Annotated in this window: 17 protein-coding genes and 3 pseudogenes; 10 read left to right on the forward strand and 10 right to left on the reverse strand. The window is 66.4% G+C overall.

The annotated features are described in order from the left end of the window. Positions 1-147: 147 nt before the first annotated feature. From SHTP_RS15620 to SHTP_RS15630, 3 genes and pseudogenes are all read left to right on the forward strand, one after another. Positions 148-1,254: a hypothetical protein gene (locus SHTP_RS15620; RefSeq protein ID WP_096371080.1), complete on the forward strand. Its 1,107-nt coding sequence runs from the start codon at positions 148-150 to the stop codon at positions 1,252-1,254. Between the two features lie 153 nt (positions 1,255-1,407). After that, positions 1,408-4,743 (forward strand): annotated as a pseudogene (locus tag SHTP_RS15625) (transglutaminase family protein). 45 nt (positions 4,744-4,788) lie between these two features. Then, positions 4,789-7,464: a circularly permuted type 2 ATP-grasp protein gene (locus SHTP_RS15630; RefSeq protein WP_096371081.1), complete on the forward strand. Its 2,676-nt coding sequence runs from the start codon at positions 4,789-4,791 to the stop codon at positions 7,462-7,464. Between the two features lie 23 nt (positions 7,465-7,487). Here SHTP_RS15630 and SHTP_RS15635 read toward each other — a convergent pair whose 3' ends face one another. Both SHTP_RS15635 and SHTP_RS15640 read right to left on the reverse strand, forming a co-directional pair. Continuing rightward, on the reverse strand, positions 7,488-8,543 hold the full coding sequence (locus SHTP_RS15635) for a zinc-binding metallopeptidase family protein (RefSeq protein ID WP_015355849.1): 1,056 nt from the start codon (positions 8,541-8,543) through the stop codon (positions 7,488-7,490). Beyond that, positions 8,536-9,480 (reverse strand): transglutaminase family protein, encoded by a 945-nt coding sequence (locus SHTP_RS15640; protein ID WP_086084675.1) that lies wholly within the window; start codon positions 9,478-9,480, stop codon positions 8,536-8,538. The genes SHTP_RS15635 and SHTP_RS15640 overlap by 8 nt, the downstream gene beginning before the upstream one ends. A 133-nt stretch (positions 9,481-9,613) precedes the next feature. On the opposite strand from SHTP_RS15640, the gene SHTP_RS15645 reads away from it, so the two are divergent. Then, positions 9,614-10,012 (forward strand): MmcQ/YjbR family DNA-binding protein, encoded by a 399-nt coding sequence (locus SHTP_RS15645; protein WP_096371082.1) that lies wholly within the window; start codon positions 9,614-9,616, stop codon positions 10,010-10,012. 6 nt (positions 10,013-10,018) lie between these two features. On the opposite strand, the pseudogene SHTP_RS15650 reads toward SHTP_RS15645, so the two are convergent. From SHTP_RS15650 to aspS, 3 genes and pseudogenes are all read right to left on the reverse strand, one after another. Next, a pseudogene (locus SHTP_RS15650) lies at positions 10,019-11,078 on the reverse strand (FUSC family protein). A gap of 28 nt (positions 11,079-11,106) precedes the next feature. After that, positions 11,107-11,533, reverse strand: a pseudogene (locus SHTP_RS15655) (nitroreductase family deazaflavin-dependent oxidoreductase). After that, on the reverse strand, positions 11,530-13,311 hold the full coding sequence (aspS, locus tag SHTP_RS15660; RefSeq protein ID WP_096371083.1) for an aspartate--tRNA ligase: 1,782 nt from the start codon (positions 13,309-13,311) through the stop codon (positions 11,530-11,532). The pseudogene SHTP_RS15655 and the gene aspS overlap by 4 nt, the downstream one beginning before the upstream one ends. Positions 13,312-13,402: 91 nt before the next feature. On the opposite strand from aspS, the gene SHTP_RS15665 reads away from it, so the two are divergent. From SHTP_RS15665 to ypfJ, 3 genes are all read left to right on the forward strand, one after another. Further along, positions 13,403-14,290, forward strand: coding sequence for an oxidoreductase (locus SHTP_RS15665; protein WP_231991619.1), 888 nt, complete (start codon positions 13,403-13,405; stop codon positions 14,288-14,290). An 18-nt stretch (positions 14,291-14,308) separates the two neighbouring features. Beyond that, entirely contained in the window at positions 14,309-14,824 is a 516-nt protein-coding gene (locus SHTP_RS15670) for an SRPBCC family protein (protein WP_096371084.1), read from the forward strand. A 61-nt stretch (positions 14,825-14,885) separates the two neighbouring features. Continuing rightward, positions 14,886-15,770 (forward strand): KPN_02809 family neutral zinc metallopeptidase, encoded by an 885-nt coding sequence (gene ypfJ / locus SHTP_RS15675; protein ID WP_096371085.1) that lies wholly within the window; start codon positions 14,886-14,888, stop codon positions 15,768-15,770. A 49-nt stretch (positions 15,771-15,819) separates the two neighbouring features. Here ypfJ and SHTP_RS15680 read toward each other — a convergent pair whose 3' ends face one another. Together SHTP_RS15680 and SHTP_RS15685 are read right to left on the reverse strand one after the other, a co-directional pair. After that, the gene (locus tag SHTP_RS15680) at positions 15,820-16,710 is read right to left on the reverse strand and encodes a dihydrodipicolinate synthase family protein (protein WP_096371086.1); all 891 of its coding nucleotides are present in this window, start codon (positions 16,708-16,710) and stop codon (positions 15,820-15,822) included. Between the two features lie 37 nt (positions 16,711-16,747). Next, positions 16,748-17,533 (reverse strand): aldolase, encoded by a 786-nt coding sequence (locus SHTP_RS15685; protein WP_096371087.1) that lies wholly within the window; start codon positions 17,531-17,533, stop codon positions 16,748-16,750. Between the two features lie 92 nt (positions 17,534-17,625). On the opposite strand from SHTP_RS15685, the gene SHTP_RS15690 reads away from it, so the two are divergent. Then, the gene (locus SHTP_RS15690) at positions 17,626-18,168 is read left to right on the forward strand and encodes a helix-turn-helix domain-containing protein (RefSeq protein WP_012393918.1); all 543 of its coding nucleotides are present in this window, start codon (positions 17,626-17,628) and stop codon (positions 18,166-18,168) included. An 11-nt stretch (positions 18,169-18,179) separates the two neighbouring features. On the opposite strand, the gene SHTP_RS15695 is transcribed toward SHTP_RS15690, so the two are convergent. Further along, complete coding sequence (locus tag SHTP_RS15695) at positions 18,180-18,662, reverse strand: Rv2576c family protein (protein ID WP_172900556.1); 483 nt, start codon at positions 18,660-18,662, stop codon at positions 18,180-18,182. A 28-nt stretch (positions 18,663-18,690) separates the two neighbouring features. Between SHTP_RS15695 and SHTP_RS15700 the strand changes: the two genes are divergently transcribed. Both SHTP_RS15700 and SHTP_RS15705 read left to right on the forward strand, forming a co-directional pair. Continuing rightward, the gene (locus SHTP_RS15700) at positions 18,691-19,536 is read left to right on the forward strand and encodes a patatin-like phospholipase family protein (protein ID WP_172900557.1); all 846 of its coding nucleotides are present in this window, start codon (positions 18,691-18,693) and stop codon (positions 19,534-19,536) included. Positions 19,537-19,574: 38 nt separating this feature from the next. Continuing rightward, positions 19,575-21,158 (forward strand): purple acid phosphatase family protein, encoded by a 1,584-nt coding sequence (locus tag SHTP_RS15705; RefSeq protein WP_096371089.1) that lies wholly within the window; start codon positions 19,575-19,577, stop codon positions 21,156-21,158. Positions 21,159-21,165: 7 nt separating this feature from the next. Here the strand turns inward: SHTP_RS15705 and SHTP_RS15710 are convergent, their stop codons facing one another. Both SHTP_RS15710 and SHTP_RS15715 read right to left on the reverse strand, forming a co-directional pair. Beyond that, positions 21,166-22,194, reverse strand: coding sequence for an Rv2578c family radical SAM protein (locus SHTP_RS15710; protein ID WP_096371090.1), 1,029 nt, complete (start codon positions 22,192-22,194; stop codon positions 21,166-21,168). Positions 22,195-22,474: 280 nt separating this feature from the next. Then, the gene (locus tag SHTP_RS15715) at positions 22,475-23,938 is read right to left on the reverse strand and encodes an HNH endonuclease signature motif containing protein (RefSeq protein WP_096371091.1); all 1,464 of its coding nucleotides are present in this window, start codon (positions 23,936-23,938) and stop codon (positions 22,475-22,477) included. Positions 23,939-23,959: the final 21 nt, after the last annotated feature.

The raw sequence follows: 23,959 nt of genomic DNA on the forward strand, positions 1-23,959 counted from the left end.
CAGCACATCCGAGGGGATGCGCCGGCGCCGATTACAGGCGCCGCGCGACCAATGCGCGCGCCTGCCACACATATTTGCTAAGTTCCGGTTTGCTTGATTCGCCCGTGCGCACCGCGCGGGCGAACTACGGAAGCACTTAGGAAAGCGATGAGCCAGCCGCCAGAAAATCCGGGCAATCAGGCCGACCCCCAGGGCGGCGATCAGAGCACTCCGGGCTACCCGCCACCACCGAACTACGGCACGCCTCCACCGCCTCCCCCACCGGGTTACGGCGCACCACCGGCCGGGCCTCCCGGCTACGGCGCCCCGCCCCCGCCTCCTGGTTACGGCACCCCACCACCGCCTCCGCCTCCCGGTTACGGCCAGGCGCCCGGCGGGTATGCGCCCCCGGGGTACAACCCGCCGCCACCCCCGCCCCCCGGCTACGGCCCACCGCCGGCCGGCTACCCGACCCAGCCGGGATTCGGCGGCCCGGCCAAGCCGCCCTTCAGCGTGGGCGAAGCCATCAGCTGGGCGTGGAACCGGTTCACCCAGAACGCAATGGCCCTGGTGGTTCCGATCGTCATCTACGGCTTGATCCTGAGCGCTGTCGGCGGCGTGATGGTCGGGCTCTTCTTCGCTTTCTCCGACCGCACCAGCACGACCTATACCGACGCTTACGGCAACACGTCGGAAACCGTGAACATGACCATGAGCCCGCTGGCGAGCATCGTGATGTTCATCGGCTACCTGGCCGTGTTCGCGGTGGTGCTGTTCATGCACGCCGGCATCACCACGGGCTGCCTGGACATCGCCGACGGAAAGCCGGTGACCATCGGATCGTTCTTCAAACCGCGCAACCTCGGCATGGTGATCCTCACCGGCCTGCTGGTGATCGTCTTGACCGCGATCGGCTCGGTGCTGTGCATCGTTCCTGGCCTGATTTTCGGCTTCCTGGCGCAGTTCGCGATCATCGCTGCCGTGGACCGATCGCTGTCGCCGATCGATTCCATCAAGTCCAGTTTCGCGACGGTCCGTGCCGAACTCGGTAACACCGCGTTGTCCTGGCTGGTGCAGTACGCGGTGGTGCTCGCCGGTGAGCTGCTATGTTTTGTCGGCATGCTCGTCGGCGTTCCGGTTGCCTCGCTCATCCAGACCTACACCTGGCGCAAGCTGTCCGGTGGCCAGGTTGTCGAGCTGAGCCAGCCCGGGCCTCCGGCGGGTCTGCCGCCCGGTCCGCCCCCAGGGGCGCCGCCGGGACCGCAGTTCGGGTAGGACCCCGGTCCACCCCGCAACACCAACCGTAAAGCCACCGAAACGCCGTTGTTACACGCGACGGCGTGACGCTGCCCATGGCCGTCAAGCCCACGGCGACACCGAATTTCGAAGCGCTGCGGGCAGCAGAGTCTTGTGATGGGATCAGCTTCTATGAGCATCAAAGTTGCGCTGGAGCACCGCACCAGTTACACCTTTGACAAGCTGGTGCAGGTTTATCCGCACGTTGTGCGGCTGCGCCCAGCACCGCACTCTCGCACCCCCATCGAGGCTTATTCGTTGCGGGTTGAGCCAACCGAGCACTTCGTCAACTGGCAGCAGGACGCGCTGGGAAACTTCATGGCCCGGTTGGTCTTTCCCAAACCAATGCAGCACCTGACCATCACCGTCGGGCTGATCGCCGACCTGAAGGTGATCAACCCGTTCGACTTCTTCATCGAAGAATGGGCCGAAACCTGGCCGGCCGAAGGCCTGACCTAACCCAAGGCACTGGCCGATGACCTCAAGCCGTACTTGCGGCCGGTCGACGAGACCGGCGAGGAGTCCGGCCCCGGGGACCTGGTTCGGGCTTGGGTCGCCAACTTCAGCGTGCCCGAGGGCACCCGCACCATCGACTTCCTGGTCGCGATCAACCACGCGGTCAACGCCGACGTCGGGTACAGCGTGCGGATGGAACCCGGTGTCCAGACACCGGATTTCACGCTGCGCACCGGCATCGGATCGTGCCGCGACTCGGCGTGGTTGTTGGTGTCGATCCTGCGCCAATTCGGGTTGGCCGCCCGGTTTGTGTCGGGCTACCTGGTCCAGCTGGCCTCCGACATCGAGGCCCTCGACGGACCCTCGGGCCCCACGGCAGACTTCACCGACCTGCATGCCTGGACCGAGGTCTACATTCCCGGTGCGGGCTGGATCGGGCTGGACCCGACCTCGGGGCTGTTCGCCGGTGAGGGCCACATTCCGCTCGCGGCCACGCCCCACCCCGCCAGCGCGGCTCCCATCAGCGGGGGCACCGGCGTGTGCAACACGGTGCTGGAATTCTCCAACACCGTCACCCGGGTGCATGAAGACCCGCGGGTCACCCTGCCCTACACCGATGAGGCGTGGCAGACGATCTGCGATGTAGGCCGCCGTGTGGACGAACGCCTGGCGGCCGGTGATGTCCGGCTGACCATGGGCGGCGAGCCCACCTTCGTGTCGGTGGACAACCAGGCCGATAAGGAGTGGCGCACCGCCGCCGACGGTCCGCATAAGCGATCACGGGCATCCGATCTGGCCGCGCGCCTCAAGGCCCGGTGGGCTCCTGAGGGGTTGGTCCAACGCAGCCAGGGCAGGTGGTATCCCGGGGAGCCATTGCCGCGCTGGCAGATTGCGCTGTATCGGCGCACCGATGGACGTCCGCTGTGGACCGACCCCACGCTGCTGGCCGATCCCTGGCTGGACCCGCCGACTCCGGTCGATTCCGACGCCGCCCACCAGGTGCTCAGCGCATTTGCCGAGGGAATGGGACTGCCCCTGTCGCAGGTACGCCCGGCCTACGAGGACCCGCTGGCGCGGCTGGCGGCCACGGTGCGACTGCCGTCCGGCGACCCCGTCGACCCGATCGACGACCTCGACCCCGAAACCGACTCCGACACCCCTGTCGGCCGCGCCGAGCTATTGGCCCGCCTCGACGCCTCGGTCGCGTCCGCGGCCGCCCACGTGCTCCCGCTACACCGCCGCGAGGACGGCTCGGGCTGGGCCAGCGCGGACTGGCGGCTGCGCCGCGGCCGGCTGGTCTTGATCGAAGGGGATTCACCGGCCGGGCTGCGGCTGCCCCTGAACTCCATCAGCTGGCAACCGCCGCGGACATCCTTTGACGTCGACCCGGTGACGGTGGGGTACGCACTGCCGGAACCCGCCACCGCCGGGGCCGTGGATGCGGTGCTTGACGACTCCGAAAATGCGCCGCCGACCGCGATCGTCGCCGAGGTTCGCGAGGGGCTGCTGTACATCTTCATCCCGCCCACCGAAGCGCTTGAAGACTTCGTGGACCTCGTCACCCGCATCGAGGCCGCGGCGGCGAAGGCCAACTGCCCGCTGGTGCTCGAGGGTTACGGCCCGCCACCGGACCCGCGGCTGGAATCGACGACGATCACCCCCGACCCGGGCGTCATCGAGGTCAACGTCGCACCGACCGCCAGCTTCGAAGAACAGCGCCAGCAACTGGAAACGCTGTACGAAGAAGCCCGGCTCGCCCGGCTCTCCACCGAGTCGTTCGACGTGGACGGATCCCACGGCGGCACCGGTGGCGGCAATCACATCACGCTGGGCGGCGTCACGCCCGCGGACTCGCCACTGTTGCGCCGCCCGGATTTACTGGTGTCCTTGCTGACCTACTGGCAGCGGCACCCCTCTCTGTCCTACGTGTTCGCCGGGCGCTTTGTCGGCACCACCTCCCAGGCGCCGCGAGTCGACGAGGGCCGCGCCGAGGCACTGTACGAGCTAGAGATCGCATTCGCCGAAATCGCTCGGCTGTCGGCTGGCGGTGCGGCCAAGCCCTGGGTGACCGATCGTGCGCTGCGCCATCTGCTGACCGACATCACCGGCAACACCCATCGCGCCGAGTTCTGCATTGACAAGCTCTACAGTCCCGAAGGCACCCGCGGCAGGCTCGGGCTGCTAGAGCTGCGCGGTTTCGAGATGCCGCCACATCTGCGCATGGCAATGGTGCAGTCGCTGCTGGTGCGTTCGCTGGTGGCGTGGTTCTGGGAGCAACCGCTGCGCGCTCCACTGATCCGCCACGGCGCCAACCTGCATGGGCGATATCTGCTGCCGCATTTTTTGATCCACGACATCGCCGATGTGGCCGCAGACTTGCGAGCCAACGGCATCGACTTCGAGACCAGCTGGCTGGACCCATTCACCGAATTCCGCTTCCCGCGCATCGGCACCGCCGTGTTCGACGGTGTCGAGATCGAGCTGCGCGGGGCGATCGAGCCCTGGAACACCCTTGGCGAGGAGTCGACCGCCAGCGGCACTGCCCGTTACGTCGACTCATCGGTCGAGCGCCTCCAGATCCGCGTGATCGGGGCCGACCGCCACCGCTACGTGGTCACCTGCAACGGCTACCCGGTGCCCCTGCTGGCCACCGACAACCCTGATATCCACGTCGGTGGCGTGCGATTCAAGGCCCGGCAACCGCCCAGCGCGCTGCACCCGACCAGCTCCGCCGACGGGCCGTTGCAGTTCGAGCTCATCGACCTGACCGCCGGAACCTCTCGCGGCGGGTGCACCTATCACGTCACCCATCCCGGCGGGCTCGCCTACGATGAGCCACCCGTCAACGCTGTCACAGCGGAGTCGCGCCGCGCCCGGCGTTTCGAGGCAACCGGCTTCACTCCGGGCAAACTCGACTTGTCCGACATCCGAGAGAAGCGGGCTCGGATGTTCACCGATATCGGCGCGCCTGGCATTCTCGACCTGCGACGCGTACGTACCGTGCAACAGTAATGGTCCTGCAATCCGGCAACGAATTGACGCGTGGTGGTACTTGGCATGAGTAGGCCGGCGGCTGTTGCCGCCGCCGAACCCTACGACGTCGACCGGCTGCTGGCCGGCTACCGCACCGCGCGTGCTCAGGAAGCACTGTTCGATGTGCGCGACAGCCCGGGCATCGGTTACGACGAGTTCGTCGACGCCGACGGCAATGTGCGGCCGGCCTGGACCGAGCTGGCCGACGCGGTCGCCGAACGCGGGCGAACCGGCCTGGACCGGCTGCGTTCGGTGGTGCACAGCCTGATCGACCACGACGGCATCACCTACACCGGAGTCGATTCCGGGCGCGAGGATCACGGCGTGCACGGGCTGGAGCCCGGACCGTGGCGTCTGGACACGCTGCCGCTGGTGGTGTCCGCTCAGGACTGGGAAGTTCTCGAAGCCGGACTCGTGCAACGGTCGCGCCTGCTCGATGCGGTGCTCGCGGACCTGTATGGCCCGCGCAGGTTACTCACCGAGGGTCTGCTGCCATCCGAACTGGTCTTCGGCCATCCCGCCTATGTGCGCGGCGCCAATGGCATCGAGGTGCCTGGGCATCATCAACTTTTCCTGCACGACTGCGACATCAGCCGGATACCCGACGGCAGCTACCAGGTCAACGCCGACTGGACCCAGGCGCCTTCGGGAGCCGGCTATGCGCTGGCCGACCGGCGCGTGGTCGCCCACGCCATCCCCGATCTGTACGAGAACATCGCGCCCCGGCCGACCACGCCGTTCGCGCAGGCGTTGCGTCTGGCGCTGATCGATGCGGCGCCCGACGTCGCCCAGGACCCGGTGGTCGTGGTGCTCAGCCCGGGCATCTATTCGGAGACCGCGTTCGACCAGGCCTACCTGGCTACACTGCTGGGTTTCCCGCTGGTAGAGAGCGCGGATCTGGTGGTCCGCGACGGCAAACTTTGGATGCGCTCGCTGGGGACGCTCAAACGCGTCGACGTGGTGCTGCGCCGGGTCGACGCCGCCTACGCGGACCCGTTGGATCGTCGTGCCGATTCCCGGCTCGGCGTGGTGGGTCTGGTCGAGACGCAACACCGCGGTGCCGTGACCGTGGTCAACACGCTGGGCAGCGGCATCCTGGAGAGCCCCGGCCTGATGCGTTTCCTGCCGGGGCTGGCCGAGCGCCTGCTGGGTGAGGAACCGATGCTGCAGAGCGCGCCCATGTACTGGGGTGGCATCGCCACCGAGCGTTCCCACCTTTTGGCGAATCTGTCGTCGCTGCTGATCAAGTCCACCGTCGGGGGGAAGACCCGGGTCGGGCCGACGCTCTCATCCGCGCAGCTGGCCGAGTTGGCCGCGCGAATCGAAGCGATGCCCTGGCAGTGGGTGGGACAGGAGCTCCCGGCCTTCTCCTCGGCGCCCACCGATCACGCGGGTGTTCTGTCTTCAGCCGGGGTTGGCATGCGGTTGTTCACCGTCGCACAGCGCAGCGGTTACTCGCCGATGATCGGTGGCCTGGGCTATGTCCTGGCACCCGGACCGGCCGCGTACACGCTGAGATCGGTTGCAGCAAAAGATATTTGGGTCCGCCCGACCGAACGCGCCATCGTCGAGACCGTTGCGGCGCCGGTCACCGGCCCGATTGTGCAGCCGATATTGGAGCCGTCGGCGCTGGTGCCGATCAAGACCGGTGCGGGCACCCTGGGGGTCAGTTCCCCTCGCGTGCTCTCCGACCTGTTCTGGATGGGCCGCTATGGCGAGCGCGCCGAGAACATGGCCCGCCTGCTGATGGTCGCCCGCGAGCGCTATCACCTGTTCCGACACCATCAGGACACCGAGGAATCCGAATGCGTGCCGGTGCTGATGGCCGCGCTCGGCAACATCACCGGGACCGATACCGGGGCCGCCAACGACCACGCCGAAATGATCGCCGTCGCTCCCTCGATGCTGTGGTCGATGACGGTGGACCTGGAGTGGCCGGGCTCGCTGGTTCAGTCGGTGGAGGGACTGGCGCTGGCCGCACGGGCGGTGCGTGGCCAGTTGTCCAACGACACCTGGATAGTGCTGGCCGACGTGGAACGCGCCGTCACACTCAGGTCGGATCCGCCACAGTCGCTGGCCGAAGCCGATGGGCTACTGGCCGAGGCCCAGGCGCAAACGCCGGCCGGGATGCTCACCCTCTCCGGGGTGGCCAGCGAATCGATGGTGCGCGACGTGGGCTGGACCATGATGGACATCGGCAAGCGCATCGAACGGGGCCTGTGGCTGACCGCGCTGCTGGCGGACACCCTGACCACGGTGCGCGGCGTCGTCGCCGAGCAGACCATCATCGAGTCGACGCTGGAAGTCTGTGAGTCGTCGGTGATCTACCGGCGCCGCACCGTCGGAAAGTTCCGCGTTACCGCCGTCAATGAATTGATGCTTTTCGACGCGCACAATCCGCGTTCGCTCATCCACCAGTTGGAGCGGCTGCGGGCCAATCTCAAGGATCTGCCCGGCACCTCGGGCTCCTCGCGCCCCGAGCGAATGGTGGATGAGATCAGCGCCCGGCTACGCCGGTCGCATCCGGCCGAGCTGGAAGAAATCACCGACGGGCGGCGCACCGAGTTGGCCGAACTGTTGAACGGCATCCACGTTTCGCTGCGCGAGCTGGCCGAAGTCATCACCGACACCCAGCTGGCCCTGCCCGGCGGCATGCAGCCGCTGTGGGGGCCCGAGGAACGACGGACGATGCCCGCCTAAGCAGGCGGGCACGAGGCCCTCCCCTAACCGCTGAGTGCGGCGGGACCGCACGGAGCTTGCGTCACCTGGTCGACGACCGTATGGACGAATCGCATCTTCTCCAGGACCGCGACCGGTAGCACAAATGGATACAGGTCATCGTGCCCCATGGACCGGTTGACCATGTTCAACGACCACGACAGCGGCAGCCACATGTCGATGATGGTGGGAAAGGCGCTGGGGCCCAACGCCGGCCGATCAAAGGTTGCCGATGCCGGCGCGAAACCGCACCAGGCCGCCGTGTCCAGGGTGTCGCGGATGTGCAGGTAATGCGCGAACGTCTCCGCCCAGTCCTCGGCGGGATGCATGGTGGCATACGACGACACATACCGTTCCTGCCAATTCTCCGGGGCGCCGTCGCTGTAGTGCCGGTCTAGCGCAGCCTGGTAGTCGGCGTCCGGGTCCCCGAACAACTCCCTGAATCGCGCCAGATGGTCATCGGAGGGGGCAATCAGCCGATAGAAGTAGTAGTGCCCGATCTCGTGGCGGAAGTGGCCCAGCAGGGTGCGGTAGGGCTCCTCCATCTCGACGCGGAGTTGTTCGCGGTGCACGTCGTCGCCCTCGGCCAGATCCAGGGTGATGACTCCGTCTTCGTGCCCGGTGATCACATTCTCGTGGGCACTGGACAGCAGCCGGAATGCCAGTCCGTAGGCGGGATCCTCGTCACGTCCGATGATGGGCAACTTCAGCTCGTGCAGTTCGGCGATCAGCCGCCGCTTGGCCGCCTCGGCGCGGGCGAACTCCGTGAGTCCCACGGTGTCGCCGTCGTGGGGCCGCAGCACGGTCAGTACGCAGGACTCGCACAGACCGTCGCGCTGACCGACTGGAACCAGCCAGTTGCATTCGGCCAGGTGCAGGTTCTTGCACAGCTGGTAATCGTCGGCGGCCACCGCGCCGGCGTGTTCGCTTTGGTCGCGCCCGGTGATGACCATCAGCGCCATCTGGTCCAGGGAGAAGCCCAGCGCGCTGCCGCACGACAGGCACGCGGAGTTCTCGAAGGTCAGGCGCTGGCCACAGTTGGGACAGTGGAAATCACGCATCGAGCACATCACCTTCGAACGGCACCACGTCCACACCGACGTCGATCACGCTGTGTTCCGAATTGGTGTAGATGATGCCGCGCACCGGCGGCACATCCGCATAGTCCCGGCCCCGGCCTACCACGATGTAGCGCTCATCGACCAGCTGGTCATTGGTGGGGTCCAGCCCCATCCACTCGAACTGGCCTGGTTGTTGGGGTGTCCACACCGCTGCCCAGGCGTGGGTGGCGTCAATACCGATCATCCGATCCTTTCCCGGCGGTGGGTCGGTGGCCAGATACCCGGACACGTAGCAGGCCGCCAACCCGTTGGCTCGCAGGCAGGCGATCGCCAGCCGCGCAAAGTCTTGGCATACCCCTTCGCGCGCCTGCAGAACCTCATTGACTCGGGTGGAAACCGTGGTCGACCCGGATCGGTAGGTGAAGTCGTTGTAGATCCGCGTGGTGAGATCGCGCAGCGCCTCCACCAACGGACGTTCCGGCAGGAAACTGACGGCCGCGTACTCACGTACCTCGTCGGTGATCTCGGCGGGATCCAGGTCCAGCGCGAAGTCGACGGCCAGCGCCCCTTGCATGCCGCTGGGCCGGGCCGCTTCCCAGGGCAGCAATGCCGGCCCGCTGGTGTAGAGGCCGGAATCCGGCGGTGCCACGTCGACGATGGAGTCGCTGGTGATGCCCAGCACCCGGTGCGGTTCGGTGACATGGAAATAGGAGCTGATGTTGCCGTAGGTGTCGCGGCTGGTGGAGCTGTCCGCCGGCGTCGGATCAATGGTGATTTGGTGTGTGACGCAACGCTGCCGCAGCGAGTCGCGTGGGGTCAGAAACCCGCGTCCGTAGGAGCTGGTCACGATGTCCGAGTAGCGGTATTCGGTGCGGTGCGTGACGCGATAGCGCTTGGTGTCCGGGGAGCCGAACAACGCGTCGGAAAGCAACGACAAGAGCTGACTCCTGACTTCTCGACCGTCAACCACGATCACCACACCGGTAATAGCAAGGCTGATCACAACACATCTGGGTCCGGTGCAGGCGAATGCGCCACCGAGCGCACCTCATCCGGAGCACAATCAGCATATGGCGACCTGGAGCGATGTCGCGCGCATCGTCAGTGAGCTGCCGCTCACAGAAGAGCGATCTGCGCACAACTGGCGGGTCGGCAAGAAACCGTTGGCGTGGGAGCGACCGCTGCGCAAGTCCGACTTGGCGGCCTTGGCGGCCTCCGGCAGGCAACCACCAGACGGCGATATTCTCGGCGTCCGGGTGGCCGACGAAGGCGTGAAGTTCGCCCTGGTCGCCGACGAGCCGACGGTGTACTTCACCACCCCACATTTCGACGGGTATCCGGCGGTGCTGGTGGTGTTATCCGAGATAGAGGCGATAGGCCTCGAGGAGCTGCTCACCGAGGCCTGGCTGACGCAGGCGCCGAAAAGGCTGGCAAAGGAGTGTCTGACGGGGTCAGCCAAGTCCTGTTGACGTTCCTCAATGGTCGCCGCCGGGTACGTCGATGACCCGCTGTAAATCGACTCCGCATGCGTCCACGATGTCGGCGAGCACCACCTCGGTGCGGTCGCGAGCCTGCGATAGCAATTCTTGGGCCCGATCGCGGGCAGCGGCGGCATGGGCGATCGCGGCCGCTGGTTCGTCGTCGGCGACGGCCAGCGCGGCGGCCAGTTCGGCCAGCGCGATGCGCACCGGGCGCGGTACCTGTTGCTCAGGAAGTCGGGTGATGGCGCGGACCAGATTCAAGACGCCGCTGACCAGCATCCCCAGTCGCGCCGATTGCCGCTCGATGTCGGCAATGGCGTCGCGGGCGGCCCACCGCCGGGGCGCCCGCCGCGACACCAAGACCGCCGTGGCGCGGGCCTCGATCAGCCCACCAAGCTGGTTGTGCAACCGGTCGAAGGTGGCCAGCAGCCAGTCCGGAGCGGCGCCGCCGGGATTGTCGATGAACTTGATCACCTCGACCAGGGTGTCGTGCAGGGCGGCCAGCGCGCCGGTACGCGCGTCGCGCAGTATCCGCACCGGATCGGCCGGGAACAGCAACATCGCGACCACCAGCGCCAATCCCCCGCCGATCAGCGCGTCGAAGAGGCGCTCGGCCACCACATCGCCGGTGGGGGCGAACACCAGGACCAGCACCGCGGAAACTGCGGTCTGGTTCACGAACATCAGGCCCTGGGCGACGAAGCCGCGCACGGCCAGGACCGCGACCGACAATGCGGCGAACACCGCCACGCCCATCGCGGTTGGGCCGGTGCCCAGGACGGCTTGCACGCCGGCACCCACAACGATGCCCAGCGCCACCCCGCCAACCATCTGGACGGCGCGTCGCGCGCGCAGCACCGTTGGTCGCCGACATGCACACCGCGGCCGAGATCGGTGCGAAGAACGGCTGCGGGTGGTCGAGCACATCGTGGGTGAGAAACCAGGCCAGGCCGGCGGTCACCGACGCCTGCGTGATCGGCCACAAGGCGGTGCGCAGCTGCCGGACGGCCGCGAGACTTCCGTCGGCCGCCCTGGTCAGTAGCGAAATCTCCACGTCGTGTCGGGTACCCCGATCAGGCCCGCTACAGCTCGAACAGGGGGATTACCCGGCTGGTTTTCGCTTGATAGTCGCCGAACCCCGCGGCGGCGGCGGCCACCTTCGGAAAAAGCTCGTCACGCTCTGCCGGGGGCAGTTCGCGGGCGGTCACGTCGAACGCGTCGGTACCCACCTCGACGTGTGCACGCGCGTCGGACCTGAGGTTATGCACCCAGGCCGGGTCGACATCGGCACCGGCGGAAGGAACCGACGATGAACATCTTGCCGTCGATGCGCAGGTACACCAGCGGCGCCAGCCGAGGCCGCCCGGACTTGGCCCCGGTGGTTGTGAGCAGCAACAGATCCGAGCCGGCGAACGGGCCGCCCACCTTGCCCCCATTGGCCCGGAACTCATCGACGATGTTGCTGTTGAACGCCTTGATCGTCTCGGCGTCGGGGATCCCTCGCGTCATGTCCCCTCAACTTGTTTGGGCTTGGCGTCTATTCCAGCCTCCTTGCGCTGCTGGGCGGTGATCGGCGCGGGGGCCTCGGTAAGCGGGTCGACACCGCCACCGGTTTTGGGGAACGCGATCACATCGCGGATCGAATCGGCTCCGGCCAGCAACGTGCTGACCCGGTCCCACCCGAACGCGATGCCGCCATGCGGCGGGGCGCCGAAGGTGAAAGCCTCCAGCAGGAAGCCGAACTTCTCTTCGGCCTCAGCCTTGCTCAGACCCATGACCGCGAACACCCGCTCCTGAATGTCGCGACGATGGATACGGATCGATCCACCCCCGATCTCGTGGCCATTGCAAACGATGTCGTAGGCATCGGCCAACACGCTGCCGGGGTCCGATTCGATACGGTCTTCGAACTCTGGCTTGGGCGCGGTAAACGCGTGATGCACCGCCGTCCACGCGCCAGATCCAACGGCCACGTCGCCGGAGGCGGTGGCGTCCTCGGCGGGCTCGAACAGGGGCGGATCAACCACCCAAACGAACTCCCAGGCGCTGGGGTCGATCAGGTTGAGCCGCTCGGCGATCTCGATGCGCGCCGCCCCCAGCAGCGCCCGCGACGCCTTCACCGGTCCCGCCGAGAAGAAGATGCAGTCCCCCGGACTGGCGCCCACGTGAGCGGCCAGTCCGTCACGCTCGGCATCGGTCAGGTTCTTGGCCACCGGGCCGCCCAGCGTCCCGTCCTCGCCGACCAGCACGTAGGCCAGCCCGCGGTGACCGCGCTGTTTGGCCCACTCTTGCCAGCCATCCAGCGTGCGCCGCGGCTGCGAGGCTCCGCCGGGCATCACCACCGCGCCGACGTAGGGCGCTTGGAACACCCGGAATGTGGTGTCTTTGAAGAACTCTGCGCACTCCACGAGTTCGAGGCCGAACCGCAGGTCGGGTTTGTCGGACCCGAACCGGCGCATCGCGTCAGCGTAGCTGATCCGTGGGATGGGGGTCGGAATCCGGTAGCCGATCAGCGCCCACAGCGCGGTCAGGATCTCCTCGGAGACCGCGATGATGTCCTCGACGTCGACAAAGCTCAATTCCATGTCGAGCTGGGTGAACTCGGGCTGGCGATCGGCCCGGAAGTCCTCGTCGCGGTAGCACCGGGCGATCTGGTAATAGCGGTCCATCCCGGCCACCATGAGCAGTTGTTTGAACAGCTGCGGGCTTTGCGGCAGCGCGTAGAACATGCCCGGGTGCAGCCGGGCGGGCACCAGAAAGTCGCGGGCGCCCTCCGGGGTGGAGCGGGTGATCGTCGGTGTTTCGATCTCGACGAAGTCGTGTCCGGCCAGCACCGCGCGGGCGGCGGCATTGACCTTGGAACGCAACCGAATCGCCGATGCCGGACCGTCGCGGCGCAGGTCGAGGTAGCGGTATTTCAGCCGCAACTCCTCCCCAGCGGGCTCGTCGAGCTGGAACGGAAGTGGCGCGCATTCGCCGAGCACCGTCAATGAAGAGGCGTTGACCTCGATGTCGCCGGTCGCGATCTCGGGGTTGGCGTTGCCTTCGGGACGGATCTCGACGACACCGGTGACCGCGACGCAGAACTCGGCACGCAGCCGATGCGCCTGGGCCAACACGTCGGCTTCGCGGAATACGACCTGGGCAATGCCGGAGGCGTCGCGCAGGTCGATGAAGATGACGCCGCCATGGTCGCGGCGGCGGGCCACCCAACCGGCCAGCGTCACCTGTCGCCCGGCATCGCTATCCCGTAATGCCCCAGCGGCGTGGCTACGCAGCACAAACACTCCCCTTCACCCGGCTTTGGAACGACCTAAAACGACTGCTCAGTCTAGAGGGCCGGGCCACTGGCCCACCCAACCCGGTACTTTTGGCTGCATCGCACCCAGAATCGCATTCGTAGGCCCCGGCGCCGTCGGCACGACGGTCGCCGCGCTGCTGCATGCCGCGGGGAACCCGGTGCTGCTGTGCGGCCACACGGCTCGCGACAGCATCGAGCTGCGGCCCGACGGGGCATCTCCGATCGTGGTGCCCGGTCCGGTACACACCGACCCGCAGCAGCTGTCCGGACCGGTCGATGTGCTGATATTCGCGGTCAAAGCCACTCAGACCGGCGCCGCGCGCGAATGGCTGGCCCGCCTGTGTGGTGAGCACACCGTGGTAGCCGTCCTGCAAAACGGTGTCGAACAAGTCGAGCAGGTGCAGCCGCACTGTCCGTCCTCATCCATCGTCGCGGGCAGTGTGTGGTTTGCGGCCGAGACTCAGCCGGGCGGCTGGGTACGGTTGCGCGGAGATGCCGCGTTGGTGTTGCCCACCGGGGCTGCGGCGGAGACGCTGGCCGGGTTGCTGCGTGCCGCCGGTTGCCGGGTGGACTGCGATCCCGACTTCACCACCGTCATCTGGCGCAAACTCGTACTCAATGCGCTGGCCGGACTGATGGCGCTGTCCGGGCGGCGCTCCGGAATGTTCCGGCGCGACGACATCGCCGAACTGTCTCGTCACTACGTCGCCGAATGTCTGGCGGTGGCACGCGCCGAGGGCGCGCGACTCGATGACGACGTGATCGATGAGATGGTTGATCTGTTCGCATCCGCACCCGAGGACATGGGCACCTCGATCCTGGCCGATCGAGAAGCCCACCGGCGGTTGGAATGGGACCTGCGCAACGGTGTGATCATCCGCAAGGCCCGCGCCCACGGCCTGGCGACCCCGATCAGCCAGGTGCTGGTGCCATTATTGGCCGCAGCCAGCGACGGACCCGGATAGCTGGTTAGGGTCTAGTTCATGTTCCCGTGCGAGCGCGTCGACCTGAGCTTTGTCGACCCGGATTCCGGTCAAGCGCCCTTTCTCTACCGCAACAGCGTCGACCTCGCCATCACCCCCGAGCAGCTGTTTGAGGTGCTTTCCGACGCGGAGTCCTGGCCGAGCTGGGCACCGGTGATCACCAAGGTGACCTGGACCAGTCCCCCGCCCTTCCGCGTCGGCACCACACGTACCGTCGAGATGCGCGGGGGCCTGGTCGGCAACGAGGAGTTCATCGCCTGGGAGCCGTTCAGCCACATGGCGTTTCGGTTCAATGAATGCTCGACGCAGGCCGTCGCGGCGTTCGCCGAGGATTACCGGGTCGAGGTCATCCCGGGCGGTTGCCGATTGACCTGGACCATGGCGCAAAAGCCCGCCGGCCCGGCGCGGCTGGGCATGATGTTGTTCGGTCCGCTGCTCAAACTGGGATTACGGCGCTTCTTACGCAAACTGCGCAGTTACACCGACGCCCGGTTCGAGGTGCCGCAGCAGCGTTAGGCTGGTGCCGCCCGGGTAGCCCAGCGCCCAGCCCGACGGCGGGCCAGATTTGGAGCGTGCGATGACCTTTAACGAGGGTATGCAGATCGACACCAGCGCCACGTCATACTCGGGCGGTGGCGGGTTTGGCCGGTTGGCCATCGGCGGCGGCATCGGCGGCCTGTTGATCGTCGTGGTCGCGATGTTTCTCGGTGTCGATCCGGGTGGCGTGCTGAGCCAGCAACCCATGGACGACCGCGACGTGGTGGCTCCCGGATTCGACCTGAGCCAGTGCAAGACGGGCGCCGACGCCAACAAGTACGTGCAGTGCCGGGTGGTGGCCACCGGAAACTCTCTGGACGCGGTATGGACGCAGCTGATGCCCGATCGGTACACTCGCCCGCATCTGCGCCTATTCAGCGGCCAGGTCAGCACCGGGTGCGGGCCGGCCAGCAGCGAAGTCGGCCCGTTCTACTGCCCGGTGGACCAGACGGCATATTTCGACACCGACTTCTTTCAGCTGCTTGTCACCGAATTCGGTTCCAGTGGTGGGCCGTTCGCGCAGGAATACGTGGTGGCCCATGAATACGGCCATCACGCGCAGAACCTGCTGGGCGTGCTGGGCCGCGCCCAACAGGGAGCCAAAGGCGCCGGGGGCAATGGCGTGCGCACCGAGTTGCAGGCCGACTGTTACGCGGGGGTCTGGGCACACTATGCGTCTACCGTCCGGCAAGAAAGTACCGGCGTCCCCTTCCTGGAGCCGTTGAGCGACAAGGATATCCAAGACGCGCTCTCAGCCGCGGCATCGGTGGGCGACGATCGCATCCAGCAGCAGGTGGCCGGACGCAGCAACCCCGAGACGTGGACGCACGGCTCCTCGGCGCAACGGCAGAAGTGGTTCACCGTCGGGTATCAGACCGGCGACCCCAACAAATGTGACACCTTCAGCGCCACCAACCTGGGCTAGAGATCGGTTGCCCAATAACGCAACCGACGCCGACCAATCGCTTCGCGGCTCAGCAGCCGGCTAGTAGGCGGCCCAGCTTGGCCCGTCCGTGCTCGTCGAGCGGCAGCAACGGCGGGCGCGGATCCCCGACCGGGAATCCGAGCAGCCCCAGACCGGCTTTCACCGTGGTGGCCAGCCTGCCCGCGACGATGAACTCCAGCAGCGGCTTGAGGTCGTCGTAGCGAATCTGGGCCTTCTCCAGATCCCCGGCGCACACCGCTTCGTACAGATCGATGCATGGCTGGGGCCACAAGTTGGGTGCGGCCGTGCACCATCCGGCGGCACCAACTTTGAACGCGTCGAGCACCAGCGGGTTGGAGCCGTTGTAGAACGGCAGCCGGCCGCCACTGAGTTCGGCGATGCGCCGCATCCGGGACAGGTCGCCGGTGGACTCCTTGACCATGGTGAGGTTGTCGATGCTTTCAAACATCCTGACCAACAGTTCGGGGCGCATGTCCACACCGCTGGTGGCCGGGTTGTTGTAAGCCATGATCGGGATGGTGATGGCGTCGCCAACGCTGCGGTAGTGCTGGAAGATCTCGTGTTCGTTGAGCTTCCAGTAGGACACCGGCAGGATCATCACCGCGTCAGCACCGCCGTGTTGCGCGTAGCGCGCGCGCCGAATGGTCTTGGCAGTAGTGACATCCGAGACGCCCACGACAACGGGTAGCCGGCCGCTGACCGCCGCGACCGCGGTGTCAACCGCGGTATCGAACTCGGCCTCGTCGAGGTAGGCCAGTTCCCCGGTGCTGCCCAGCGCGGCGATCGCATGGACTCCCGAGCACACCAGCCGATCGACAAGTGCCGCCAGCCGGCGCGCATCGACGTCGCCCTCGGCGGTAAAGGGCGTGACCGGGTAGGCGATGATCCCGTGAATCGTGGGCGCACCAGGTTCTGCCATAGCTGGCTCCTTTGGCTTTGGTGAACGGATTGACCAATCAGCTGCTCAGCGCATCGGGGTGACGGGCCAGTGCGCGACGCGCGTAGTAGGCAAAGTTCGCCCGGCTGCGGGAAGGTGTCAGGGTCCAATCGTGAGCCTCGCGGGCCCGTTGGTCCGGTAGTTCGGCGATTGTTCCCGCACTCATGGCCGCCAGTTGCAGTTTGGCGGCGCGTTCGATCAGGACCGCCAGCGTGCAGGCCTCCTCGATGCTGACGCCGGCTATCAACTGCCCGTGGTGCGCAAGAAGGATCGCCTTCTTGTTTCCCAATGCGGCGCTGATGATCTCGCCTTCCTCGTTACCCACCGGCACGCCTGGCCAGTCGGCGAGGAAAGCGCAGTCGTCATAGAGCGGCGTGGTGTCCATGTGCGAAACGACCAGCGGCACCTTCAGCATCGACAACGCCGCGGTGTGGAACCCATGGGTATGAACGATGCACTGCACGTCCGGCCGTTCGCGGTAGATCCAGCTGTGAAATCGATTTGCCGGGTTGGCCATTGCGGAGCCCTCGAGAACATTGAGGTCCTCGTCGACCAACAGCAAGTTGTCTTCGGTGATCTCGTCGAATCCCAAGCCGAGTTGTTGGGTGTAATAGGTGCCGGGCCGCTGCGCACGCGCGGTGATCTGCCCGGCCAGACCGGAATCGTGGCCGGCGTCGAACAATGCCCGGCAGGTCAACGCGACCTTTTGCCGGATGGTCAGCTGAGATTCGGGCGTCTGGGCATCGAGGCGTTCCTGGGCCCGTCGCATCAATTCGGACTTGGAATCGGAGAAAGTGGTTGCCATCCGAGGCTCCCTTGCATAGCGTTGATATGACACGATAGTAGCACTATAGGATACTTTGTGTCCTCGAATTTTGGCGAGTTAGGAGCTGGACAGTGACAGCACTGCTGCGCGCGGTCCGCCGGCAGCGCGGGCTCACCCTGGAACAACTCGCCCAGCGGGCCGGGCTCACCAAGAGCTACCTGTCCAAGATCGAGCGGGGACAGAGCACGCCCTCGATCGCGGTGGCGCTCAAGGTCGCGCGGGCACTCGACGTCGACGTCGGGCGGCTCTTCTCAGACGAGTCCGCCCACGAGACGATCACCGTCGACCGCGCCCACGACCGCCTAGGGCCCCAATCCGGGCGCTACCACGTGCTGGCGTCGACGCAACTTGGAAAAACCATGTCGCCGTTTGTTGTTCGGCCGACCGCCGGGCAGGACTGCGCCTCCGACGGTCCGCATCCGGAGCACACCGGCCAGGAGTTCGTCTTTGTGCACACGGGCAGCGTCGAACTCGACTACGGCGACCAGACCATCACGCTCGGTACCGGCGACAGCGCCTACTTCGACGCCTCGGTCGGCCACAAGCTAAGGGCGGTCGGCACCGAACGGGCCGAAGTCGTGGTGGTCGCGGGGGCCGAACTCGGCGGCCGGTGACTAGCGGAGCGTTACCACGGCCGGGTCGAGCAGGTGACTCCGCTGCCACCGTTCTGCGACACCACCACCTGTCCGTCGACGGCGATCTCGCAGTGGAATTCGGGATTGATCCGAAGGCCACCGCTGGCCGTGACGATGGCCCACTGACTCGGGTTCTGCAGTGTGGCCGTGTAGACCAACGGTTGGCCGCCGGTGATCGGGGTGTGCACGGAGGTCAGGTATTTCGAGGAATCGGCATCAAACGCCGACTGGCTGGGCGGATCGACATTCATGTACTGAATGTTGGCGGTCAGATCGCTGGTGGTCGTGACCGTGTAAGTCACCTGATGCCCAGCTGGATCTGCATGAGCGATCGCGGGCGTAGCTACCACCGCGGCAATCGCGACCACCGCCCCCGTCACTGAGACCGCGCTCGCCCTCTTTCGCACGTTCATCATATCGAAAACGCTACCGGATTCGTTACCGATGGCCGCGGTCCGCAATTCGTCCGACATGGCGGGTAATCGTCCCTACGATGCAAGCGTGACCACCGCATTCGTCTTGTCCGGCGGCGCAAGCCTCGGAGCGATACAGGTCGGGATGCTGCAAGCCTTGGCCGACGAAGGCATCACACCAGACCTGATCATCGGCACCTCGGTCGGCGCGCTCAACGGTGGGTGGATCGCGTCGCGGCCCGATGCTGCCGGGATTCGGGCTCTGGCCGGATTGTGGCGGTCCCTCACCCGAAAAGAGGTATTTCCCACTCAACCGATCACCGGGGTGATGGGCTTCCTCGGCCGGCGCCAGCACTTGGTCCCCAACACGGGTCTGCGGCGCATCCTCAGCAGGGAACTTGAATTCACCAATCTCGAGGATGCACCGATCCCGCTGCACGTGGTGGCCACCGACGTCATCTCCGGCACCGACGTATTGCTGTCCTCCGGCAACGCCGTCGATGCGATCGCAGCCAGCGCAGCCATTCCCGGGATATTCCCCCCGGTCAGCATCAACGGGCGTGAGCTCATCGACGGCGGTGTGGTGAACAACACCCCGGTGTCGCACGCGGTGGCGCTGGGGGCCGACAAGATCTGGGTATTGCCGACCGGCTATTCGTGCGATCTGCAGACCTTGCCAGCCTCGGCGGTCACAATGGTCCTGCACGCGATGACGCTGGCGGTCAACCACCGCCTCGCCGTCGATATCGAGCGCTTCGAGCAGACCGTCGATCTGCGCGTCATTCGGCCGCTTTGTCCGGTATCCATATCCGGAGCCGACTTCTCGCAATCGGCAACCCTTATCCTGCGCTCGCACCAGGCCACCCGCGAGTGGCTGGCGACGAATCCGGCGCGCATCGGACAGGCCGCACTACTCAAGCCGCACCTGCACTAGCCAACCGGTGTTAACCCGACTGGGGTATGAAGGCAGTAATGCCCGACGATCTGGATCAACCCGATGACCCGCAACCCGTGGGACCCAGCCGCCGCAAGTTGCTGACGACGGGTCTTGCGTCGGCTGCCGTCGGAGCGGGCATCGGCCTGGGCGGGGCGGCACTGCTGCGGCCCGGGCGCGGTCCCAGTGTCTGGTATCAGCCCGATCGCACCAGCGCGCAACCGGTTGGCGGTCTGCATCTGCAATATGGCAAGAACGCCGCCACCGAGGTCGTCGTGTCGTGGCACAGCGTTGACGCGGTCCAGAATCCGCGAGTCATGCTGGGAACCCCCGCGTCCGGGTTCGGCCGCGTCGTCAGCGCCGAGACCCGAACCTATCGGGATGCGAAGTCCAATACCGAGGTTCGCGTCAACCACGCCCGGCTAACCAACCTCACACCAGATAGCGACTACGTATACGCCGCGGTCCACGACGGCGCGGATCCACAACTGGGCACCGTGCGAACCGCGCCATTGGGGCGAAAACCGCTGCGCTTCACCAGCTTCGGGGATCAGGGCACGCCAACACTGGGCAGGTTCTCCGACGGTCGATACGTGAGCGACAACGGCGGAACGCCTGCCGCGGGCGACATCACCATCGCGATCGAGCGCATGGCCCCGTTGTTCAACCTGGTCAACGGCGACCTGTGCTACGCAAACATGGCACACGACCGCATTCGCACCTGGTCGGACTGGCTGGAAACCAACGGCCGTTCAGCGCGTTACCGGCCATGGATGCCCGCGGCCGGCAATCACGAAAATGAATTGGGCAATGGGCCAATCGGTTACGGCGCCTACCAAACCTATTTCTCGGTGCCCGGCTCTGGGGCCAGCCAGGAGTTGCGCGGGCTGTGGTACTCCTTCACCGCCGGCTCGGTGCGGGTGATCAGCCTGAGCAACGATGATGTGTGTTTTCAGGACGCCGGCAGCTCCTACGTACACGGCTATTCGGGTGGTGAGCAAAGACGTTGGCTGCAAACCGAACTCGCCGCGGCGCGCCGCGACCCGGCGGTCGACTGGGTGATCGTGTGCATGCACCAGACGGCCATCTCGACCGCCGATCATTTCAACGGCGCCGACCTGGGCATCCGACAGGAGTGGCTGCCGTTGTTCGACCAATACGAGGTCGATCTCGTGTTGTGCGGCCATGAGCACCACTACGAGCGGTCACATCCGCTGCGCGGCGCGATGGACACCCAGACCCGAACGCCGATCCCCGTGGACACCCGCGGTGACGTGATCGACGCGACCCGGGGAACGGTGCACCTGGTCATCGGTTGCGGGGGGCGGTCGCTGACCAGCAACCAGTTGTTCTTCCCCGAACCCCGCTGCCGGGTCGTGACCGCGGTCGGCCCATACGATCCCGGCGAGCGGTCCCGGCCATCGATCTACGTGCTCGAGGACGCACCATGGTCGGCGTTCCGTGACCACGACAACCCCTACGGCTTTGCGGCCTTCGATGTCGATCCCGGCCAACCCGGCGGCCACACATCGATCAAGGCGACGCACTACGCGGTGACCGGGTTGTTCGGGGCGACCACGGTTGTCGACGAATTCACGCTGACCAAGCCGCGTGGTGATTAACGCCGCGTCAAAATAGGGTCGCCTGCTCGGGAACGGGCATGACCTCCGCTTCGGCGACCGGCGAGGACGCGCGCGGGGTACCGCCCAGCCGATGCTTGGCGACCAGTGGCGCCACGCGTTGCCTGAGCATGTCGCGGTAGTACGGCGGCAAGTAGGCGCCGCGCCGGTACAGCTCCCGATAGGTGCCGACGAGGTCCGGGTGCGCCCGGGCCAGCCAGGACATGAACCAACCGCGCGTCGCTCCGCGCAGATGCAGCCCGAAAGCCGTGACACCGGTAGCACCGGCCGCCGCGATCTGGCCGAGCAAGAGATCGAGGTGCGCAGCGGAGTCGGTGAGGTGCGGTAATACCGGGGCAACCATCACATGACAATCCAGACCGGCGTCGCGGATTGCGGCGATCAGACCCAGCCGGGCCTGCGGGGCCGGCGTGCCGGGCTCGATCTCCTTGTGCAGGTCCGGGTCGGCGATGGCCAGCGACACGGCCACCGACACCGGCACCTGCCCGGACACCTCGGCCAGCAGTGGCAGATCCCGGCGCAGCAGTCTGCCCTTGGTCAGGATGGACAGCGGGGTTCCCGATCCGGCGAGCGCGCCAATGATTCCCGGCATCAGCGCGTAACGGCCCTCCGCGCGCTGGTAGGGATCGGTGTTGGTGCCGAGCGCGACGGTCTCGCGCCGCCACGATGGCCGGCGCAACTCGCGGCGCAGCACTTCGGCGACATTGGTCTTGACCACGATCTGGGTATCGAAATCCGCACCCGAGTCGAAGTCGAGGTACTCATGGGTGGGACGGGCGAAACAGTAACGACAGGCATGCATGCAGCCGCGGTAGCCGTTGACGGTGTAGCGGAAAGGCAACGCGGCGGCGTTGGGCACCTTGTTCAGCGCGGACTTGCAGAGCACTTCATGAAACGTCATGCCCTCGCAGTGCGGCGAACGGACGCTTCGAACCAACCCGATGCGCTGCAGCCCGGGTAGCGCTCCGTCATCGACGGGCTCCCCGTTGACCGCCAGGGCCTGGGCACACCAGCGCATACCACATATTCGAACACTAGTTCGATTTCTAGTCAAGCGCCCGACTAACTCGCTTTTGCCGCCCGGGATAGTCACCTAGACCTGCCCGTCGAGCGCGCATCAGGCGGGTCTCGGCGGTGGCGTTTGCAATGAAGCCGGCGCCGACCCGCCCATGAACTCGATGAAGTTCGCGAAAGGTGGCTTGCTACCGGAATTCAGGTCGCAGCGATAGTCGTCTGAGCTCGACAACACAGAACGAAGTACATCGCTTGCACGCATCTTTGACGGCGCAACGAGCCAGCTAGAAGGGCGGCGGTTCCTCGGCAGCGGCGCAGGTGCGGGTCTGCAAGTCCGAACCCTGCGCGAACACGGTGCGGGGTTGGCGCGCCTGCCGGTTGCGACGACGTTCGGTAGCGATCAGATGGGCCCGTTGCTGAGCCCGAGTGCGACGCCGTTGGGGCATCATCGCGCCCCGACCGTCGCCACAAGCGCCCTGCGCGGCCGACCTCGTGGGCACGCGGCCGGTGGGTGCACACAGCGAGGGGAACAACCACGCGCTACCCGGGGTGGTGACATAGACATGCCCGTCGGGCAGACCCCAGATCACGGTTCCATCGGGCAACTGCTGGTCGCGCCAACCCCAGAACGTCTTCAGCAGATGGTGTTTGCGGCATAGGCATTTCAGGTTCGAGGGGTGCGTGAGGCCGCCAGCCGCGTAGGGCACCGTGTGGTCGACGTCGCAGTCGGCGGCCGGGCGGTCACACCCGGGAGCCCGGCAAGTGAGGTCGCGACAGCGCACAAAGTCAGCCAGTTGCGCCGATGGGGTGTATTTCGGTTCGGCAATCTCGGCCGGCCGGATCACGGGCACCAGCCTGGCGGACTTGGCTAGCTCGGCGACCAACTCGGCCGGGACAAGCCACTCCGACCCCGCCAGCACGCCCGGCGCGGTCCCCGCGCCCTCGACGCTGGCCCGCTCGGCAATGACATGTATCACGATGTTGCTCGAACGCTCCGGTTCCGACACCGCGCACTGAGCCGACCCACAACCGCACACCAGCCGCTCGATACCGGCGGCCAGCGCCCCCAACGCGTCGGCGCGCCGCTGCTTGCGCGTGCGCGGATCGGCCGCACACGCGGTGGCCGCCAACTCATCGAGTCGCCGATCAAGGGCTTGCCCAGCGGTGGCAACCACACTGCCCTCCACCCAGGCCATTCCCGAACCATTCCCAATGACGTCGACGTACCGGTCCGAGGCCGCCTTGTGCGCCTGGCGCACCGCGTCATGATCGACCTTGGTGACAATCTGGTCGACCGCCGCGCCCAGCCCACCGCGCGTCAGCGAGGGGCGACGCGATACCAGCGCCGCCACCTGGGCATCCACCTTGGCCAACACGTCGGCATCGGCGATCAGATCGGTGCGAAACACAATTGTCTGAAAGCTCCGATAGTCGATGTCACCGGACTCGAACACCTTGCCGACCAGCGGCAGCCGATCCCGCATCGCCATCGCATAGCGCAGATAGCTCGCCCCCATCGCCACGCTGCAGCGCAACCTGGCCGCGACCTGGGCGGCGACCGCCTCCCAGGTATCGGTTGCCCACTGGGCCCGCTCCCCCGACTCGCGGCACCGCAGTACGAACAACTCCCCGATCGCCACCAGGCGCCCGGCCGCTGACTGCGCCTCTGACCGCGCGGCCTCACCCACCCGATCCAGCAACGCCGCCGACTCGGATGTCGCACGACTGACGTACCAGGATTCGAACATACATTCGATACTGCCACGGGG

The organism is Mycobacterium ulcerans subsp. shinshuense (genome assembly GCF_002355775.1).
Lineage (GTDB): Bacteria > Actinomycetota > Actinomycetes > Mycobacteriales > Mycobacteriaceae > Mycobacterium > Mycobacterium marinum.

Bases quoted from the DNA above. Each gene is read 5' to 3' on its own strand.
- SHTP_RS15620 (WP_096371080.1), top strand. From the start codon at position 148: ATGAGCCAGCCGCCAGAAAATCCGGGCAATCAGGCCGACCCCCAGGGC.
- SHTP_RS15630 (WP_096371081.1), top strand. From the start codon at position 4,789: ATGAGTAGGCCGGCGGCTGTTGCCGCCGCCGAACCCTACGACGTCGAC.
- SHTP_RS15635 (WP_015355849.1), bottom strand. From the start codon at position 8,543: ATGCGTGATTTCCACTGTCCCAACTGTGGCCAGCGCCTGACCTTCGAG.
- SHTP_RS15645 (WP_096371082.1), top strand. From the start codon at position 9,614: ATGGCGACCTGGAGCGATGTCGCGCGCATCGTCAGTGAGCTGCCGCTC.
- SHTP_RS15670 (WP_096371084.1), top strand. From the start codon at position 14,309: ATGTTCCCGTGCGAGCGCGTCGACCTGAGCTTTGTCGACCCGGATTCC.
- ypfJ (WP_096371085.1), top strand. From the start codon at position 14,886: ATGACCTTTAACGAGGGTATGCAGATCGACACCAGCGCCACGTCATAC.
- SHTP_RS15680 (WP_096371086.1), bottom strand. From the start codon at position 16,710: ATGGCAGAACCTGGTGCGCCCACGATTCACGGGATCATCGCCTACCCG.
- SHTP_RS15685 (WP_096371087.1), bottom strand. From the start codon at position 17,533: ATGGCAACCACTTTCTCCGATTCCAAGTCCGAATTGATGCGACGGGCC.
- SHTP_RS15695 (WP_172900556.1), bottom strand. From the start codon at position 18,662: ATGTCGGACGAATTGCGGACCGCGGCCATCGGTAACGAATCCGGTAGC.
- SHTP_RS15705 (WP_096371089.1), top strand. From the start codon at position 19,575: ATGCCCGACGATCTGGATCAACCCGATGACCCGCAACCCGTGGGACCC.
- SHTP_RS15710 (WP_096371090.1), bottom strand. From the start codon at position 22,194: ATGCGCTGGTGTGCCCAGGCCCTGGCGGTCAACGGGGAGCCCGTCGAT.
- SHTP_RS15715 (WP_096371091.1), bottom strand. From the start codon at position 23,938: ATGTTCGAATCCTGGTACGTCAGTCGTGCGACATCCGAGTCGGCGGCG.